Raw genomic sequence first — 15607 nt, forward strand, 5'->3', positions numbered from 1 at the left:
GATCCGCGTGGGCGCGACGCACTACCCGAGAGCGTCCTCCATCCGCACGCGCACGAGCCGCACGCCGGAGGGCAGCCGGAGCAGCGTATCGCACCACTCCGAGCCCCCGAAGCGATAGCGGATCTGCACGCCGAGCGCCGTCCCGTCGCCGAGCGCGCGGCGGGCGAGGGCGAGCTCGTCGCCCCCGCTCCCTGCCCGCGGGAGGTCTCCGGCGCGGGCCGTCGCGCCCGCCTTGAGCGACACCGAGACGAGCTCCGCGGCCCCCGCGATGTCGAGGAAGAGCTGTTCCAGGGTCGCCTCGTCGAGCACCGCTTCCTGCAAGGGCGGCAGCGGGATCTCGGGACCGATCTCCGTCTCAAGCATGGCGTGGAGCTCCCTGCGGCAAGGCGCGCGGAACGACGGTAAAGCCGCGCACCGGCGCGGGACAGACCTCGACGCAGCGGCCGCAGCCGGTGCACCTGTCCTCATCGAGCTTCGGCCGCCCGAGCTCCATCACGAGCGCGCCCTCGGCAGGACAGCGCTCCACGCACACCGAGCAGAACGACTCGAGCGCGATGCAGGCGTGCGGCAAGAGCCGCGGGACGGCGCCTGGCGGCAGCGCGCCCTCGGCCCCTCCCCGGCGCCATGGCGGCGGCGAGGGCTGCTCGGCAGCGCTTGCGCGGGGTGTGGGGACCTCGGCCGGCGCGGAGATCCCGAAGGCGGGAATCGTCTCCCCCGTGACGGCCCCGGAGCCGACCCGCTGCGCGTAGAACGCGTCGAGCGAGAAGGCCGCCGCCGGCGCAGGCGCGAAGGCCGCCGCCGGCGCAGGCGCGAAGGCCGCCGCCGGCGCAGGCGCGAAGGCCGCCGCCGGTGCCCGGGTCGACCCCCGCGGCGCCTCGGGTCCCGGCGAGAAGATCCGGAGCAGATCCCGCCGGCGCATCTTCGGCCGCTCGGCGCTCATGGCCTGTCCGCTCCCATGCTCGGCGGCGGCCACGCCGAGAGCGGCGTGGGCGCGCGCTGATCCAGCTCGGCCGAAGGCGCGTGACACTGGGTGCAGCTCTGCCGGTAAGGGTGGGTCGAGCGCAGGCCGAGGGCGCCATGGACACCGTGGCAGCTCGCGCACTCCGAGCGCATCAAGGTCGGGTGCGGGATCGTCGGTGGCGCGCCCTCGTAGGCGCGCGCGCCTCGCTGCGGCGAGGCCAGGCCCACGAAGCTGTTGTCGGGCGCCGGCGGCGTCTCCGCGAGCGGCCTCGGGTCGTCCCCGACGACATGGCACTGCGTGCAGCTCTCGTAGCGCCGGTGGCTCATCCTGGGCGCGGTGAGGTTTGCGACGCGCAGCCCGTTCTCGTGGCACGACAGGCAATCCGGCGCGCCGAGCTGCTCGATGCGGTGCGGGATCGTGGGCGGCGCGCCGTCGTAGGCGCGGCGGGAGGCGCGCCGCTCGAGCGCCGCCTCGCGGTCGGCCTCGGATGGCTCCACGCGCGCGTAGAGGCCGGCGTGCGCCGCCTCCAGCCGGGAGAAGGCGCCCTCGTACATGCTCGCGTTCGGGCCGTGCGCGCGCTCGCGCATGTCGGCATAGCTGCGCGCCTCGACGCTCGCGGCGGGCGGCGGCGAATCGCCGCGCAGCGCCGCCACCCCCTGATCCGTGCCGCGGAGTCCCGAGAAGAAGCCCGCCGCCGTGATGGCGACGACCGCCGCGAGGCCGACGTGCAGGCCGCGGGCGCTCCTCATCGCGCCTCTCCCTGCCTGCGCTGCGGCTTGCGCCGGATCCGGACCGCGCACTTCTTGTAGTCCGGCTGCTTCGAGAGCGGATCGTAGGCCTCCAGCGTCGCGCGGTTCACCATCACCGTCTCATCGAAGAAGGGGACGAACACCGTGCCCGGCGCGGGCGCGCCGCGGCCCTCGATCCAGACCGGCAGCTCGAGCGCGCCGCGCCGGCTCTCCAGGATCACGACCTCGCCGTCGGCGACGCCGAGCTTCCGCGCGTCCTCGCGGTTCATCTCGAGGTACGACTGCGGCATCGCCCGCTGGAGCTGGGGTATCCTCATGGTGAGCGAGCCCGTGTGCCAGTGCTCGAGCACGCGGCCCGTGCACAGCCAGAAGGGATAGTCGGCGTCGGGCGACTCGGGCGGCGGCTCGTAGGGGTGGAACCAGACGAGCGCCCGGTCGTCCCTTGTGACCGAGTGGTAGAACTGGATCTCGTCCTTCGTCACATAGGGATCGTCGAACTTCGAGAAGCGGAACCGCGTCTCCCGCCACGAGCCGTCGGGCTGCTCGACCACGGGCCAGCGCAGGCCCCGCGCCTTCACGTACTCGCGGTAAGGCGCGAGGTCCTTGTGCTTGAAGCGGGTGAACTTGCGGTACTCCTCGAAGAGGTGCTCGTCGACGTTGACGTCGTAATAGTGCCTGTGGTCCCAGACCGGCACCTCCTTGCCGTCCTTCCGGATGTCGAACAGGAAACGCCCGTCCTTGTCCTTCATCCCGGCGAAGCCCATGTCGTGGAGCTTGCGGGCCACAGCGATGATCTGCCATCCGTCGTCCCGCGCCTCGCCGGGCGGATTGACCATCTTGAACCACTGCTGCGTGCGCCGCTCGGAGTTGCCGAACATCCCGTTCTTCTCGACCCACATGGCCGAGGGCAGGACGAGATCCGCGGCGCGCACCGTGGCCGTCGGGTAGACGTCGGACACGATGAGGAACTTGCCCGGGATCTTGCGGCTCGCGTCGAAGAGCTCGTTCGTGTTCGGCAGCGACTGGCCCGGATTGGTCACCATCACCCAGAGGGTGTCGATGTCGCCCCCCTGCTCCTTCGGGGTCGAGAAGCGCTTCCAGAGCTCGACCGCGTGGTAGCCGGGCTTCGGGTTGATCCGCCCCTCGGGCAGGTTCCAGAGGTGCTCCGCCTTCTGCCGGTGCTCGCCGTTCGTGACGACGAGGCCGCCGGGGAGCCCGTTGGCCACGGTGCCGACCTCGCGCACGGTGCCGCAGGCCGACGGCTGGCCCGTCAGGCTGGTCGGGGCGTCGCCGGGCTTGCCGAAATGGCCGCTGAGCAGGTGCACGCCGTGCACCAGATCGTTGATCGCGGTGCCGCGGGTGTGCTGGTTCATCCCCATGCACCAGAGGCTCGTGATCCGCAGGTCGCGGCGCCCGAAGAGATCCGCCAGCATCCGGAGGTCCTTCGCGGCGACGCCCGAGAGCGCCTCCACCCGCTCGGGCGTGTACTCGGCGAGCGCCTCCCTGTACTCCTCGAAGGTCATCGGCCGTCCGTCGAGGGTCGGGTGCTCGGTCCGCTGGCGGAAGTTGCAGAACTTCTCGACGAACGCCCGGTCGAACGTCCCGCGCTCGACGAGCAGGTGCGCGATGCCGTTCGCGATCGCAAGATCGGTGTTCGGCTTGAAGTACAGCGTGTGCTGGCAGAAGGCCGAGGTGCGCGTGCGCCGCGTCGTGAGATCGATGAGCAGCACCTGCTCGCCCCTCGAGCGCCTGTCGACGACGCGCGAGAAGAGCACGGGGTGCATCTCGGCGGGGTTGTTCCCCCACATGAGGAGGACATCGCACCTGTCGAGGTCCTCGTAGCAGCCGGCCGGCTCGTCCACGCCGTAGGTCGAGAGGAACCCGGTCACCGCCGACGCCATGCAGAGGCGCGCGTTCGGGTCGATCTGGTTGTTCCCGAGCCCCGCCTTCACGAGCTTGTTCGCGGCGTACCCCTCGGGGATCGTCCACTGGCCGCTGCCGTACAGCGCGAAGCCGGCCGGGTTCTGCGTCGCGCGCCTGGCGATGATCTCGATCGCCTCGTCCCAGCCGATCGGCTCGAGCTTGCCGTTCTTGCGGAGCAGCGGCCTCGTGAGCCGGTCTTTGCCGTAGAGGGCGAGGCCGACATGATACCCCTTCACGCAGAGAAGGCCCTTGTTGACGTCCGCGCTCTGGTCGCCCGCGACAGCGACCACGCGGCCCCCCTTCACGCCCACCTGCACGTGGCAGCCGGTGCCGCAGAACCTGCACGGCGCCTTGTTCCACACCACATCGGCGGCGACGGGCGCCGCCTCGGCGGCGACCGCGTCCTTGCCCAGCGCGAGCCGGCTCGCGGCCACGGTCGCCGTGCCCATCGCGGAGTACTTCAGGAATTCACGCCGCTCCATCACTCCTCCAGATCCGAGAAGTCGACCGACACCAGATCGACGAAGTCCACGCCGTCAATGAGGAGCACCCGCTCCAGGAGCTCTGCGCCCGCGAGCAGCGATGCTGTCTCGGCGACCGCGGGCAGCCTGGAGCCGGACGGTGGACCCAGCGAGAGCGCGGCCTCTCCGGCGAGCGAGCGATACGCGCGCTCTCGCGCGCTGGGTTCATCGGCAAGGGTGATGACAAGAGCACTGATGGGCATGGCACTTCCGTCCGCGCTGGCAAGGCCTGGGCCACGCGGGAGCGCCGCTGGAAGACCGGCGGATTGCACCTTGCGCACCGCTGCTCACCCGAGGCCCACGGCGCCCCGAGACCGCGCCTCACGCAAACCGTGCGTCCATACGCGCGCCCTGCACCCCGCTTGGGTCGCGGGCCACGGCGCCGCCCCGGACGCGCGCGGTGGCACGTGACGTGCGATGGGGCGGCGCCGTGCACTCCTCTCTTCATCGACCCGGGGCCGCCGCGATTCTGGGCCTCCTGTGCCTGGCGCACGAGGCAGGCTGTAAAGACCGCGACCAGCCGCTGGAGCTGCGCCCCGCGCTCGACGCGACGCCGGTCGCCTCCGCGACCATCCATCGCCCTGACAAGCTCTCCGGCGTCCCTACCGACAAGCGAGACTCCCTCGGCCGGCCGATCCGCGCGGCGTGCGTCACGTGCCACTCGCTGCGCCGGCCGGAGACGCTGCCGGCCTCGGCGTTGGAGCTCGACGAGTTCCACGTCGGGCTGCGGTTCGAGCACGGCGAGCTGAGCTGCGCCTCGTGCCATGTGATCGGCGACCAGGACACGCTGCGCAAGGCCGACGGCGCGCTCGTCCCGATGCGCGACGCCATGCAGCTCTGCGCGCAGTGCCATGGCCCGCAGCACCGCGACTACGCGAAGGGGGCGCACGGCGGCATGAGCGGCAGCTACGCGGGCGGCGCGCGGGTGCGCAACCACTGCGTCGACTGCCACGATCCACACGTGCCGGCGTTCCAGCCCTCGACGCCCGTCCTGCCCCCGCGCGACCGCTTCGTGGGGAATCCCGGCACCGGAGAAGGAGCCCACCGATGACCCAGCCGTCGAGGCGCGTCGCGCTCAAGGTGCTCGGAGGCACGCTCGGCGCCTCCGCCTTCGCTCACGCGATGGAGCCGCTGCGCGCGTGGAGCAAGGATCTCTCGCTCGATCAGTTCCTGCAGCGCCATTACAAGGAGCTCACCCGGGACGAGATCGGCGAGGTCATCCGCCGCCTCGAGCAGCAGACGCGCGAGGAGTACGGCCGCGAGGTGACGATCCGCGACGTCCGCCCGCAGGAAGGGGTGCAGTTCGGCTACGCGCTCAGCCTGAGCGTGTGCATCGGCTGCCGCAAGTGCGTCGAGGCCTGCCACGTGGAGAACAACCACGATCGGCGCACGAACAACTCCTACATCCGCGTGCTCGAGATGGAGCAGGGCAGCTTCGACATGGAGAAGGGCAACGCGACGTACGAGCACGCGGTCCCCGCGAAGGGCAAGTACTACCTCCCCGTGCAGTGCCAGCAGTGCGACAACGCGCCGTGCGTGAAGGTCTGCCCTGTCCAGGCGACCTGGAAGGAGCCCGACGGCATCGTCGCCGTCGACTACGACTGGTGCATCGGCTGCCGCTACTGCGAGGCCGCCTGCCCCTACCACGCGCGACGCTTCAACTGGACCAAGCCCGAGATACCGGCCGACGAGATCAACCCGGACCAGGGCTACCTGTCGAACCGCATCAGGCCCCAGGGCGTGGTGGAAAAGTGCACCTTCTGCCTCCACCGGACGCGCGAGGGCCGGATGCCAGCCTGTCTCGAGGCCTGCCCCACGGGGGCGCGCGTCTTCGGCAACCTCCTGGATCCGGGGAGCGAGCTCCGCTGGGTGCTCGAGAACAAGCGGATCTTCGTCCTCAAGGAGGAGCTCGGCACGCGGCCGCGCTTCTTCTACTTCTTCGACGTCTGAGGGAGCGGAGCCACGATGCGCAAGGACACGCACGCCATCACCTACCCGCGCTTCCTGCTCCGGGTCATCGGCCAGAGCTTCGAGGGCTCGTGGCGATTCTATCTCTGGATGACCGTGCTCACGGCGATCGCCCTCGTCGGCGCGAACGCCTGGGCGCACCAGCTCGCCGAGGGCATGCAGGTCACCGGCATGAGCGACCACGTCTCGTGGGGCCTTTACATCGCGAACTTCACCTTCGGCGTGGGGCTCGCGGCGGGCGCCGTCATGATGGTGATCCCGGCGTATCTCTACGACGACCACGAGATGCACGACGTCGTGATCCTGGGCGAGCTGCTCGCGATCGCCGCCATCGTCGTGTGCCTCCTGTTCATCGTGGCCGACATGGGGCGCCCCGACAGGTTCTGGCACATCCTGCCCGGGATCGGCCGGTTCAACTGGCCGATCTCGATGCTGACCTGGGACGTCATCGTCCTCAACGGCTACCTGCTCATCAACCTGCACATCTCGGGGTACCTCATCTACACGAGGTATCTCGGCAGGAGGCCGGACAGGCGGTGGTACCTGCCGTTCGTGTTCCTGTCGATCGGCTGGGCGGTCTCGATCCACACGGTGACGGCGTTCCTCTACTCGGGCCTCGGCGGCCGGCCGTTCTGGAACTCGGCCCTGCTCGCCCCCCGCTTCATCGCCTCGGCCTTCATCACGGGCCCCGCCTTCGTGATCCTGCTGCTCCAGCTCGTCGCCCGGCTGACCCGGTTCCGCGTGGGCGACGGGCCGATCCGCACGCTCACCTCCGTGCTCCGCGTGACCGTGCTGCTCAACCTGTTCATGCTGGGCTCGGAGCTCTTCACGTCGCTCTACACCGGAGGCACGCACGGCGCCGCGGTGACCTACCTGTTCTTCGGCCTGCACGGCAAGGCCGCGCTCGTGCCGTGGATCTGGTCGGCCGTCGCGCTGAACGTGGCCTCCGCGGCGATCCTGCACCTGCCGGCGAGCCGCAGGAGCCGGGTCTGGCTCGACGCCGCCTGCGTCGCCGCCTTCGCCGGCGTCTGGATCGAGAAGGGCATGGGCCTCATCATCCCGGGCTTCGTGCCGAGCACCCTGCACGAGCTCGTCGAGTACGTGCCCTCGATGGCCGAGTGGAAGATCACGGCGGGCATCTGGGCCGTGGGGCTCATGGTGCTCACGATCGCGATCAAGGTCGCGCTGACGGTGCTCACCGGCGAGCTGTCGGTCGAGCCGCGCGGGCGAGCGGGCAGAGCAGGTACAGCCGGGAGAGCGGGGGAGCCCGCCGCAGCGGAAGGCTCATGACGAGGCGGCGCGCGCCCGCGCCGCCCGCCGGGGGCTCGCGCCGTCCGCCGGGGCGCCTGCCGGCTCGCTGCACGGGGGCGCTTGCCGGTCCGCCGGGGCGCGCGCGAGCGACCCGGCGGCGGCGCGCCACGTCGCGAGGACGCGCCGCTTCAGCACGCGGAGCTCGTGCGCAGCGAGCTCCGCGGCGCGGCGGGCGCTGTCGTTCACCGAGGGCCGCGCGGCCCGGAGCTCGATGAGCGGCCTCGCCGACAGCGACAGGGCCAGCTTGTACTGGCAGGGGCTGTCCAGGAAATCGTACTCGCGCCGCCCTTCCTCGATCGCGGCGCGGATGGCGTGGGCGTGGATCACGGTCCCGGGCCGGAGCCCCTTCGGCAGGTCGACCCTGCGCCCGCACTGGTAGAAGTAGAGCTTGTTGTTCCAGACGAGGTTGTAGAGCGCCGCGATGGGCTCGCCGCGCGCCGAGAGCCACGCGAGATCGAGGGCGCCACGCTCGAACAGCGCGGGCATCACCTCGTCGTGGAACTCGCGAAAGCGCCGCGAGGCGAACACGCCCGCGCGCCCCTCGGCCGACCACCGCTCGGCGTGCAGGCGGACCAGGATCGCCCGCGCCTGCGCGAGCTCCTCCCGCGTCCTCGCCCGCTCGAGCGTCAGCGCGCCGCCCGCCCACGCTTCGAGGTCGCGCATCGAGCGACGCACGAGGTAGCGGCGCGACGTGGAGAGCGCGCCAAGGTACGCCTCCCAGCTGGACGGCAGCGGGATGTACGGTGAGGCGTCGGTGACCTCGATCCGCGCGTCGATGCCGTGCTGCCGGAGCTCGCGCGCAAGGAGCACGGCGAGCGCGCCGTCGGTGCGCATCGCCGGCATGGCGAGCTCGTCCCAGGCGCCGAGCGCTGCGCCCGTGAGCGCGCCGGCGAGCGCGCGCGCGACGTCGGCCTCGGCGCCCCGCTCGGCGATCACACCGAGGTTGCAGGAGCAGATCTCGTCGGCCTGGTCCTCCCCCGAGGCGAGGAGCTCCAGCCGGCGGAACGGGATGCCGCTGCGGTGCCGGCAGCGGCGCTCGAGCAGCGGCGCGAGGCCGACAAGACGGGGCCCATCGAAGAAGAGCGCGGCGCGCAGCGAGCGGCCCTGCGCCCCGAACACGCGCCACCAGGCGAGCGTCCAGTCCGGCGTGACCATCGGCTCGTTCAGGCCGCTCCGCCCCATCAGATCTTCCCACGCCCCGCGCATCGCGCAGAGCTCGGCGACCTCGGTCACCAGATGAAACCGCAACATATGCCCTCCCCTCCGGACAATCCCGCTCTCGTGTCCGCCGCCCCGCCCGGGCCCTCCTCGCAGCGGCGCGACGGCGGCACCGCTCCCCTTCAGCGCCATCGCGGCCGCAGGTGGGCGAGCGCCCCCCGCGCCGCGCCGAGGCGCGTGTCCAGCCACGTCATTCGATATCCATCCTCGTCGGCGCGCCGCTCGGCGCGCTCGTGATCATAAGGGACCCGGTGGAATGAGATCTCCTGTCGCCACGAGTCGAAGACGGCGAAATCCGCGAGCTTCTCGCTCCTCCGGGCCGCGTCGACCGAGCCGGGGTTGATGAAGAAGCGCTGGCGCCCGCGGCCCAGCGAGACGCGCTCGCCTGTCGGCCCCGCCGTCGCGACCCCCGCCTCGACCTCGTAGAGCGCCTGGACATGGGTGTGCGCGAAGAAGCAGATGCGCCCGCTCGGCTCGCGCTCGCGGAGGAGCAGCGCGTTCTCCTCGATGTGCGCGGGGCTCACCATGTACTGGCAGACATCGGCGACACCGCCGTGGACGAGGACGATCTCGCCCTCGATGACGCGCCGCTTGGGCAGCAGCGCGAGCGCCCGCTTGCTGTCCGCGGAGAGCGCGCTGCGCGTGCGCCGGAGCGCGAAGGCCGCCTTGGCGCCGCAGCGCTCGACGCCCAGCCGCCCGATCGCCATGAGGTCGTGGTTGCCCGCGATCGCGAGGACCGGCGGCCGCGCGAGCAGGCGCACGCACGCGTCCGAGTCGGCGTTGTACCCGACGATATCCCCGAGGCAGATCAGGCGATCCACGCCCCGCTCCGCAAGGAACGCCTGGACTGCCGAGAGGGCCTCGATGTTACCGTGAACGTCTGCGATGATCCCGTAGAGCATGGCGCGCCACCTTTCGTGTGAGGAATGAGCTGACCCATCGCGCGAAGGGCCTCGGGTCGTCCCAGGCGAAGGCGTCATAGAGGGTGTGCGCCCCCGCGATCGAGCCGATCCACGACGCGAGGGACGCGCCGCCGCGCTGCTCCCGGAACGCGCGGTAGACGCGGTAGACGTCGAGCCAGCGGTGGCCCGGGGCGGCGCGCGGGGGCGCGGCCGGGCGGCGGCCCAGGGCCAGGTAGTCGTACGCGACGCGCGGCAGGTTGACGCCCGCCGCGGCGCCCACGTGGTTCCAGAGGGTGTACCGGGCGTTGACCTCGAGGGTATAGAGCGCGCCGCTCCTCGCGTCGCGCGCGAGGTCGATCTTGAAGGGCCCCTTGAGCCCGAGCTTCCCGGCGACCTCGCGCCCGACCGCGGCGACCGCCTCGTCGCCCGTGACCTCGACGATCGCGCTCTCGCCGGCGAAGGCCGGGTAGGTGCGGAGCTTGCGCCCGCAGAACCACGCGAGCAGCTCCCCCCGCTCGTCCGCGAACCCGTGGAACGACACGAGATCGACGACGTCGCACGCGATGTGCTCCTGGACGATCAGATCCTGCTCGAGGCGCGCGAAGTGCGGGTGCGCGAGGAGCTCGGCGCGCGTGCTGAAGAGGCGCGCCTTGCCCACGCCGCCGAGGAGCTCGTGCTGGATCTCGGCCCAGGCGGACTTGCGGCGCGGCTTCACGAGGAGCGGATCGCGCAGGCCCGTGAGATCGCCGCCCGGCCGCAGCGTGCGCGGCGCGAGGATGCCTCTCGCCTCGCAGAGGCCGTAAAACCCCTCCTTGTCGAGCAGAGACCAGCACACGTCCTCCTCGTTGAGGAGGAAGAGGAAATGCTGCGCCAGCGCTCTCCGGTGGCGGTAGATGAGCTCGAGCTGCGGGTCGGTGCCGTAGAACAGCGGGATCCTGCGTCCGAGAGCCGCATGGAGCCGCTCCCCGAGGCGCAGCAGGATCGCCGCGGACGCGTCCCGGTTCGCCTCCTCGAAGCCGGGAACGAGGCAGGCGGCGCTCACGTGGCGCGAGCACAGGACCCGGTCCGCCGGGTCCGTCGTCGCCACGATCACCGGGGTCCCGACCATCCCGTGAGGCCGGACCAGGGTGATGTCGCCCAGCACGAGCGCCGGGGGGCGCTCGGGGGAGAAGCGGGTAACGTCGGTGTCTGTTCGGTCCATGATCACTCGAAGAGCGAGGAGGGCAGACTGCGGGTTTCGTCCTGGGTTCCATCGAGCGCCGGGCCCGGATCGCGCGGCGCCGCCGCGCCTCGCTGGACGACGTGCCGCGTCAGCACCTGCTTCGTCCGCAGGACGCCCGACACGGAGCGGATGAAGCTCCGGTGATCGGCGCCGAAGTCGATCCGGGGCACGGAGAACGGCGCGTCCGGGGAGCTCTGGAACCGCTCGGCGGTCTCGTAGTCGCAAGGCGAGTTGGTCACGGCGCCCAGAAAACCGAGCCGGCGCAGCGTGGCGCTCTCGCGAGGGCCGAAGTCCCTCCCCACATGCCCGTTCGGATAACAGAAGATGGGGACCGGGCGCCTGGCCTCGGCGCACAGGCGCGCCCAGGACACGAGGATCTCGTGCTTCGACTGCGCGTCGCTCGTCCTGGAGAGCACCGGATGGCTGACCGTGTGCGGACCGAACGTGATGCCGCGCGCCTCGCACGCGCGGACGTCATGCCACGACATGGGCGCGTAACGCGCGGGCGGACGCGCCGGGAGCTCGACCTCGGCGGCGGCGGCGAGCCGCTCGATCGCGCGGAGCTTCTCGGCGTCGGGGACGCGCTTGCACTGCTCAATGAAGCGCCGCGCGAGCTGCGCCCGCGGGGTGCCGTCGTCCAGGCGGACGACGTGGCGCAGGCCGGCCACCATCACGCTGAGCTCGCGGCGCCGCGTCGTCTCGAACACGTACTCCACGCGGTGCCACCAGCACCACAGCTCGCCGTCCAGATAGCCGGTCACGACGAAGATGGTGGCCGGGCAATCGAACTCCGCGAAGAGCGGCGCGGCGACCGTCGCCTGGTCGCTCGTGCCGTCATCCATCGTGAAGGCGACGGCCCGGTCGATGGGCGGCGCCTCGCCCGCGAGGCCCCGGAAGACCCGCTCGAGCGACACGATCGGATACCGCTCGCTCCTCAAAAACTGCAGCGCGCGCTGGAGATCGCGCCGTTCGAGGCCCGCGATGCCGCGATCCGGGTCCGCGAGCCGATGTATCACGATGATGGTCACCTGCCCGCGCATCATCCGCGTGAATGGCCGAGTCGCCCACGGCACGGCCAGGAGATCCGAGAGCCATTTCACCACGTTCGACATGAGTCCTCCCCCTTCGAGAGCCTTTGACAGCAGCAGAGATCGGTGACAGCAGCGCTCCGGCGGCCGCTCAGCTCGGGAGCGCCGCCGGCGAGCGCGGCCGATCACCGCGAGGGCGGCCGTCGCCGCGGTCCGGAGCGGCGGTGATCTCGCGCGGCTTCCGGTCCGCGCCCCAGATCCAGGCGAGCACGGTGCTCGGGCGGACAGCGGCGACGACGCGCGGCGGCTGCCGCACGAGCAGCAGCGCGTACAGCTCCATGTAGCGCTCGGCCATCCGGGCGGCGGAGTAGCGCCGGAGCGCGATCGTCCGGCCGCACCGGCCCATCTGCGCGGCGAGCCCGGGATCGACCTGGAGCTCCGAGAGCCTCGCGGCGAGCGGCGCGACCTCGCCGGAGGGCACGAGGAAGCCCGTCTCGCCGTCCACGAGGGCGGTGGCCACGCCGCCCACGTCCGTCGCGACGGCCGGGAGCCCCACGGCCATCGCCTCGAGGAGCGCGAGCGGCAGGCCCTCGGACAGGGAGGGCAGCGCGAACACGTCGAGCGCGGCGAGGAGCTCTGGCACGTCGTGGCGCTCGCCGGCGAACAGCACGCGCTCGGACACGCCGAGCTCGCGCGCGAGGGCGGTGAGCCGCCCGCGATCGGGTCCGTCGCCGACGATCAGGAGCCGCCCGCTCCAGGGCAGCGACCTCGCGGCGGCGCGCACGAGCAGCGCCTGGTTCTTCACGGGAGAGAGGCGCCCCACGCTCCCGACGACCCAGGCGTCCTGCGGGATCGCGAGCTCGGCCCTCACCCGGGCCCGCGCCGCCGGATCGGGCGCGAACCGCGACAGGTCAATGCCGTTCGCCACGACGTGCAGCTTCGACGAGCCGACCTCGCGCCGGCCGAGGACGGCCGCGGCGGTCGGCTGCGACACCGCGACATGGGCATCGACGAACGCCGACGCGGCGCTGCGCAGCCACCGCCGTCCTTGCATGTCCTGGGACACCCCGTGCCTCGTGTGGATGACCGGGACCCGGTGCAGCCACCCGGCGGGCGCCGCGTAGATGAGCGACAGGTGGTTGTGCGAGTGGACGAGCATCACCCCCTTCGTCGCGAACAGCGCGGCGAGGCGGGCGGTGAGCGTCCTGTCGAACCCGGGGCATTTCGGCACGAGGTGCACCTCGACCCCGCGCCGCCGGAGCTGCTCCGCGCGCGGGCCGTCCGGATCCTCGGCGATCGCGACCGCCAGCACGTCATGCCCCGCGGCGCGCTGGGACGCCGCGAGATCGACGACCACCTGCTCGGCGCCGCCGGTCTGGAAGCTGCTCACCACGTGCACGATGGCGAGCCGCCGAGGAGCCCGCGAATCCTCGCGACCGCGGTCCTCGGCACCGCAAACAGCCTGTGTCTCCATACCCCTCTCCCCCATCGGGTGGACTGCCGTTCATTCGACTCGCCTGCTCGTCCAGCGCCGGCCCTGCCTGGCTGTCCTCCTGGCCCGCCGCGCCCGGCCCCTCCTGCACGGCAAACATCGTCCAGGGCATCGCCGGAGCGGACCTGGGATGGTCCGGCGCATCGATTCGATGGATCGACACGAGCGCTGCAACACGCCGCATGACTACATGGCGGACGGCAGGGGCGCGACTCGGGTCCACTATACGGCGGATTCGAGAGCTGACAAGCGATTCAAGCAACAAACGGCAAAACCGAAGAACAGGGCTGCGCAACCCAGATAAGGAGTTTGTCCGCAGCGCCGAACAGGGGTGTTCCGTCCCGGTCTTCGACTGGCGTCCTCGAGAGCGGCGCCTCGCCGGCCAGGCGCCGCTCTCGAGGACGCGCCGGCGGCCGGCCGTCGCCCGCAAAGTGGTTCGTCTTCGGCCAGTTACAAGAATCGTCCCCGGCCGGTCGCGAAAGGTGAGCCGCGCCCGGATCGCGCGAGCACTGTGGAGGGCGAGCGGCGGCCCGGGCGGGGGGCCGTTGCAAGGGAGCGTGGGTGGCAGCCGTTCGCCCTGCGGGGCGCCGGGCGGCGACTTCGGCTCGTCATCTCTTCACGTCTTCATGGAATGAAGGAGTTCGCGATGGACATTGCCGGACCGAGGCCACCTCGATGAAGATCAGGAGCGGTGCTCCGGCGCGCGCCGGCGGGGCGACGTCGGCCGCGAACGGCGTCAGGGGCTGCGCGGCGCCTGGCGAAGGTGATCGAGCAGCTGGGCCTCGTCGCTGCCGATCATCCGGTCGATGCCGTCCTCCCGGACATGGCGTTGAACCTGCAGCGCGCCCGCGGTCGTCCGCACGAGGATGGCGACGCGCCGGAAGCCGCTCAACAAGGCTGGCCGCAGCCGCAGCATCGCCGCCTCGAACTGCGGATCATTCCGCCCCATCGCCGCGCGCACATCGACGAGCAGGCACAGCCCGCTGCGGCCCACCCGGTCCAGCGCGCGGCTCACCTCCATCCACCGCTCCTCGAGCTGCGCCGGGGACTCCAACGGCGTCGCGCTCCGCACGACCCGCACGAGCTGTGCCGCGGGGTCGATCGTCACGGTGTAGTGAGCATTGCGCAGGATCTCGAGCATGGTCCACGCTCATTCTATCATGAGAGCCGCCCTGGCGAGCCGCGCCCCGGGAGCCGCTGAGTTCGCCGTCGCTGCCCGGCGATTTCTTCAACGCCCCCGGCAAAGGCGCCTCGGTCCCCTCCAGGAGACTGGCCCGGCGAGAGCTGCCTCCTGAATCGCTGGGACGCCCGCGTGCGCCCGACGCGCGGCGGACGGCTCGCGGTGACCTGCCCTTCGCCTTGGCAACACCTGCCGAGCACATGCAGCACGCGCAGCCGAGCTCGCTCGATCTCCGGTAATGGCGGAAGTCGAAGCTCCTCCCGGCGGTCTCGGGCGCTCCTCCGCAGGGTAGTTTCCGGAGTCTGCGACGTAAGTACCGGTAGATATTGTGCTATCCTCGCCGTCGTGCTCTCCTCCTACGACCTCGCCGCCATCATGGCCCGCCTTGAAGGGCGCGCGGCCGGGCCCGACGTGGTCACGCAGGAGCGTCAGGCGGCGGTCGCCGCGATCCTGCAAGCGCCGGCGGGGCCTCCGGGAGCGGCGCTCGAGCGTGCGGGGAGCCGGGAGCCCGGGGAGGCCGAGCTCCTCCTGATCCGCCGGGCCGAGCACCCGGCCGATCCGTGGTCGGGGCACATGGCGCTCCCGGGCGGGCGGCGCGAGCCGTCGGACGAGAGCCTGCTCGTCACCGCGATCCGCGAGACGCGCGAGGAGGTGGGGATCGACCTTGCGGCGCACGGCACCCTGCTCGCGCGCCTGCCCGACATCCCCGCGGTCGCGCGCGGGCGGCGCGTCGGGATGATCATCGCCCCGTTCGTCTTCGCGCTGCGCTCCACGCCGGATCTCGCCCTGAGCGACGAGGTGGCCGAGGCGCTCTGGACGCCGCTCGGCCCGCTCGCGCGCGGCGAGCGCGCCTCGAGCTATGCGTACACGCACGAGGGGAACGTCCGCCAGCTCCCGTGCCTGCGCGTGGACGAGCGGGTCGTCTGGGGGCTGACCTACCTCATGCTGGAGCAGCTCTTCGACGTGCTCCACCGGTGAGCCGCGGGCCCGGGCGCTCGACCCGGCCCATGACCGGCGCGGGCCGGTTCGGACGTGGCGTCGCTGCGCCCCTCACACGATCGAGGAGATCCGGCTCGCGGATCACGTTCACGGCGCGGGCCTCATGGGGCTGATCCGTCGTGCGAGAGTCGGC

General features: G+C 71.7%; 15 protein-coding genes. 4 read left to right on the forward strand and 11 right to left on the reverse strand.

The features are described 5' to 3' along the window. Positions 1–21: 21 nt before the first annotated feature. From WMF17_RS24280 to WMF17_RS24300, 5 genes are read right to left on the reverse strand one after another with little or no spacing between them, the layout of a single operon-like run. Positions 22–363, reverse strand: coding sequence for a hypothetical protein (locus WMF17_RS24280; RefSeq protein WP_437595468.1), 342 nt, complete (start codon positions 361–363; stop codon positions 22–24). Beyond that, a complete protein-coding gene (locus WMF17_RS24285; RefSeq protein ID WP_437595469.1) occupies positions 356–940 on the reverse strand; it encodes a 4Fe-4S dicluster domain-containing protein in 585 nt (194 codons plus the stop codon). Before WMF17_RS24285 ends, WMF17_RS24280 begins: the two co-directional genes overlap by 8 nt. Next, complete coding sequence (locus WMF17_RS24290; protein WP_437595471.1) at positions 937–1710, reverse strand: nitrate reductase cytochrome c-type subunit; 774 nt, start codon at positions 1708–1710, stop codon at positions 937–939. The genes WMF17_RS24285 and WMF17_RS24290 overlap by 4 nt, the downstream gene beginning before the upstream one ends. After that, the gene (locus tag WMF17_RS24295; protein WP_437595473.1) at positions 1707–4115 is read right to left on the reverse strand and encodes a molybdopterin-dependent oxidoreductase; all 2409 of its coding nucleotides are present in this window, start codon (positions 4113–4115) and stop codon (positions 1707–1709) included. The genes WMF17_RS24290 and WMF17_RS24295 overlap by 4 nt, the downstream gene beginning before the upstream one ends. Continuing rightward, on the reverse strand, positions 4115–4357 hold the full coding sequence (locus WMF17_RS24300; protein ID WP_437595475.1) for a hypothetical protein: 243 nt from the start codon (positions 4355–4357) through the stop codon (positions 4115–4117). Before WMF17_RS24300 ends, WMF17_RS24295 begins: the two co-directional genes overlap by 1 nt. Before the next feature lie 227 nt (positions 4358–4584). Between WMF17_RS24300 and WMF17_RS24305 the strand changes: the two genes are divergently transcribed. The 3 genes from WMF17_RS24305 to dsrP are packed head-to-tail and all read left to right on the forward strand — an operon-like array spanning position 4585 to position 7412. Then, positions 4585–5205, forward strand: coding sequence for a hypothetical protein (locus WMF17_RS24305; protein WP_437595476.1), 621 nt, complete (start codon positions 4585–4587; stop codon positions 5203–5205). After that, a complete protein-coding gene (locus WMF17_RS24310) occupies positions 5202–6104 on the forward strand; it encodes a 4Fe-4S dicluster domain-containing protein (protein ID WP_437595477.1) in 903 nt (300 codons plus the stop codon). Before WMF17_RS24305 ends, WMF17_RS24310 begins: the two co-directional genes overlap by 4 nt. Before the next feature lie 15 nt (positions 6105–6119). Continuing rightward, complete coding sequence (dsrP, locus tag WMF17_RS24315; RefSeq protein WP_437643492.1) at positions 6120–7412, forward strand: sulfate reduction electron transfer complex DsrMKJOP subunit DsrP; 1293 nt, start codon at positions 6120–6122, stop codon at positions 7410–7412. Here dsrP and WMF17_RS24320 read toward each other — a convergent pair. From WMF17_RS24320 to WMF17_RS24345, 6 genes are all read right to left on the reverse strand, one after another. Continuing rightward, on the reverse strand, positions 7407–8684 hold the full coding sequence (locus tag WMF17_RS24320) for a GNAT family N-acetyltransferase (RefSeq protein WP_437643494.1): 1278 nt from the start codon (positions 8682–8684) through the stop codon (positions 7407–7409). The two genes, dsrP and WMF17_RS24320, sit on opposite strands and share 6 nt — an antisense overlap. 89 nt (positions 8685–8773) lie before the next feature. Beyond that, a complete protein-coding gene (locus WMF17_RS24325; RefSeq protein WP_437595481.1) occupies positions 8774–9553 on the reverse strand; it encodes a metallophosphoesterase family protein in 780 nt (259 codons plus the stop codon). Next, complete coding sequence (locus WMF17_RS24330) at positions 9519–10754, reverse strand: carboxylate--amine ligase (RefSeq protein ID WP_437643496.1); 1236 nt, start codon at positions 10752–10754, stop codon at positions 9519–9521. The genes WMF17_RS24325 and WMF17_RS24330 overlap by 35 nt, the downstream gene beginning before the upstream one ends. A gap of 2 nt (positions 10755–10756) precedes the next feature. Further along, positions 10757–11887, reverse strand: a complete 1131-nt coding sequence (locus tag WMF17_RS24335) for a polysaccharide deacetylase family protein (RefSeq protein ID WP_437595484.1) — start codon at positions 11885–11887, stop codon at positions 10757–10759. A gap of 67 nt (positions 11888–11954) precedes the next feature. Further along, positions 11955–13193 (reverse strand): glycosyltransferase, encoded by a 1239-nt coding sequence (locus WMF17_RS24340; RefSeq protein ID WP_437643497.1) that lies wholly within the window; start codon positions 13191–13193, stop codon positions 11955–11957. A gap of 838 nt (positions 13194–14031) precedes the next feature. Further along, on the reverse strand, positions 14032–14436 hold the full coding sequence (locus WMF17_RS24345) for a hypothetical protein (RefSeq protein ID WP_437595487.1): 405 nt from the start codon (positions 14434–14436) through the stop codon (positions 14032–14034). Between the two features lie 384 nt (positions 14437–14820). On the opposite strand from WMF17_RS24345, the gene WMF17_RS24350 reads away from it, so the two are divergent. Next, complete coding sequence (locus tag WMF17_RS24350) at positions 14821–15453, forward strand: NUDIX hydrolase (protein ID WP_437643498.1); 633 nt, start codon at positions 14821–14823, stop codon at positions 15451–15453. The last annotated feature ends 154 nt before the right edge of the window (positions 15454–15607 follow it).

The sequence above is a fragment of the Sorangium sp. So ce362 genome, assembly GCF_051519845.1.
Classification (GTDB): domain Bacteria; phylum Myxococcota_A; class Polyangia; order Polyangiales; family Polyangiaceae; genus Sorangium.

Excerpts from the sequence above, each read along its gene's own strand:
- WMF17_RS24345 (WP_437595487.1), bottom strand. The coding sequence starts at position 14,436 with ATGCTCGAGATCCTGCGCAATGCTCACTACACCGTGACGATCGACCCC.
- WMF17_RS24290 (WP_437595471.1), bottom strand. The coding sequence starts at position 1,710 with ATGAGGAGCGCCCGCGGCCTGCACGTCGGCCTCGCGGCGGTCGTCGCC.
- WMF17_RS24335 (WP_437595484.1), bottom strand. The coding sequence starts at position 11,887 with ATGTCGAACGTGGTGAAATGGCTCTCGGATCTCCTGGCCGTGCCGTGG.
- WMF17_RS24330 (WP_437643496.1), bottom strand. The coding sequence starts at position 10,754 with ATGGACCGAACAGACACCGACGTTACCCGCTTCTCCCCCGAGCGCCCC.
- WMF17_RS24295 (WP_437595473.1), bottom strand. The coding sequence starts at position 4,115 with ATGGAGCGGCGTGAATTCCTGAAGTACTCCGCGATGGGCACGGCGACC.
- WMF17_RS24310 (WP_437595477.1), top strand. The coding sequence starts at position 5,202 with ATGACCCAGCCGTCGAGGCGCGTCGCGCTCAAGGTGCTCGGAGGCACG.
- dsrP (WP_437643492.1), top strand. The coding sequence starts at position 6,120 with ATGCGCAAGGACACGCACGCCATCACCTACCCGCGCTTCCTGCTCCGG.
- WMF17_RS24325 (WP_437595481.1), bottom strand. The coding sequence starts at position 9,553 with ATGCTCTACGGGATCATCGCAGACGTTCACGGTAACATCGAGGCCCTC.
- WMF17_RS24300 (WP_437595475.1), bottom strand. The coding sequence starts at position 4,357 with ATGCCCATCAGTGCTCTTGTCATCACCCTTGCCGATGAACCCAGCGCG.
- WMF17_RS24320 (WP_437643494.1), bottom strand. The coding sequence starts at position 8,684 with ATGTTGCGGTTTCATCTGGTGACCGAGGTCGCCGAGCTCTGCGCGATG.
- WMF17_RS24280 (WP_437595468.1), bottom strand. The coding sequence starts at position 363 with ATGCTTGAGACGGAGATCGGTCCCGAGATCCCGCTGCCGCCCTTGCAG.
- WMF17_RS24285 (WP_437595469.1), bottom strand. The coding sequence starts at position 940 with ATGAGCGCCGAGCGGCCGAAGATGCGCCGGCGGGATCTGCTCCGGATC.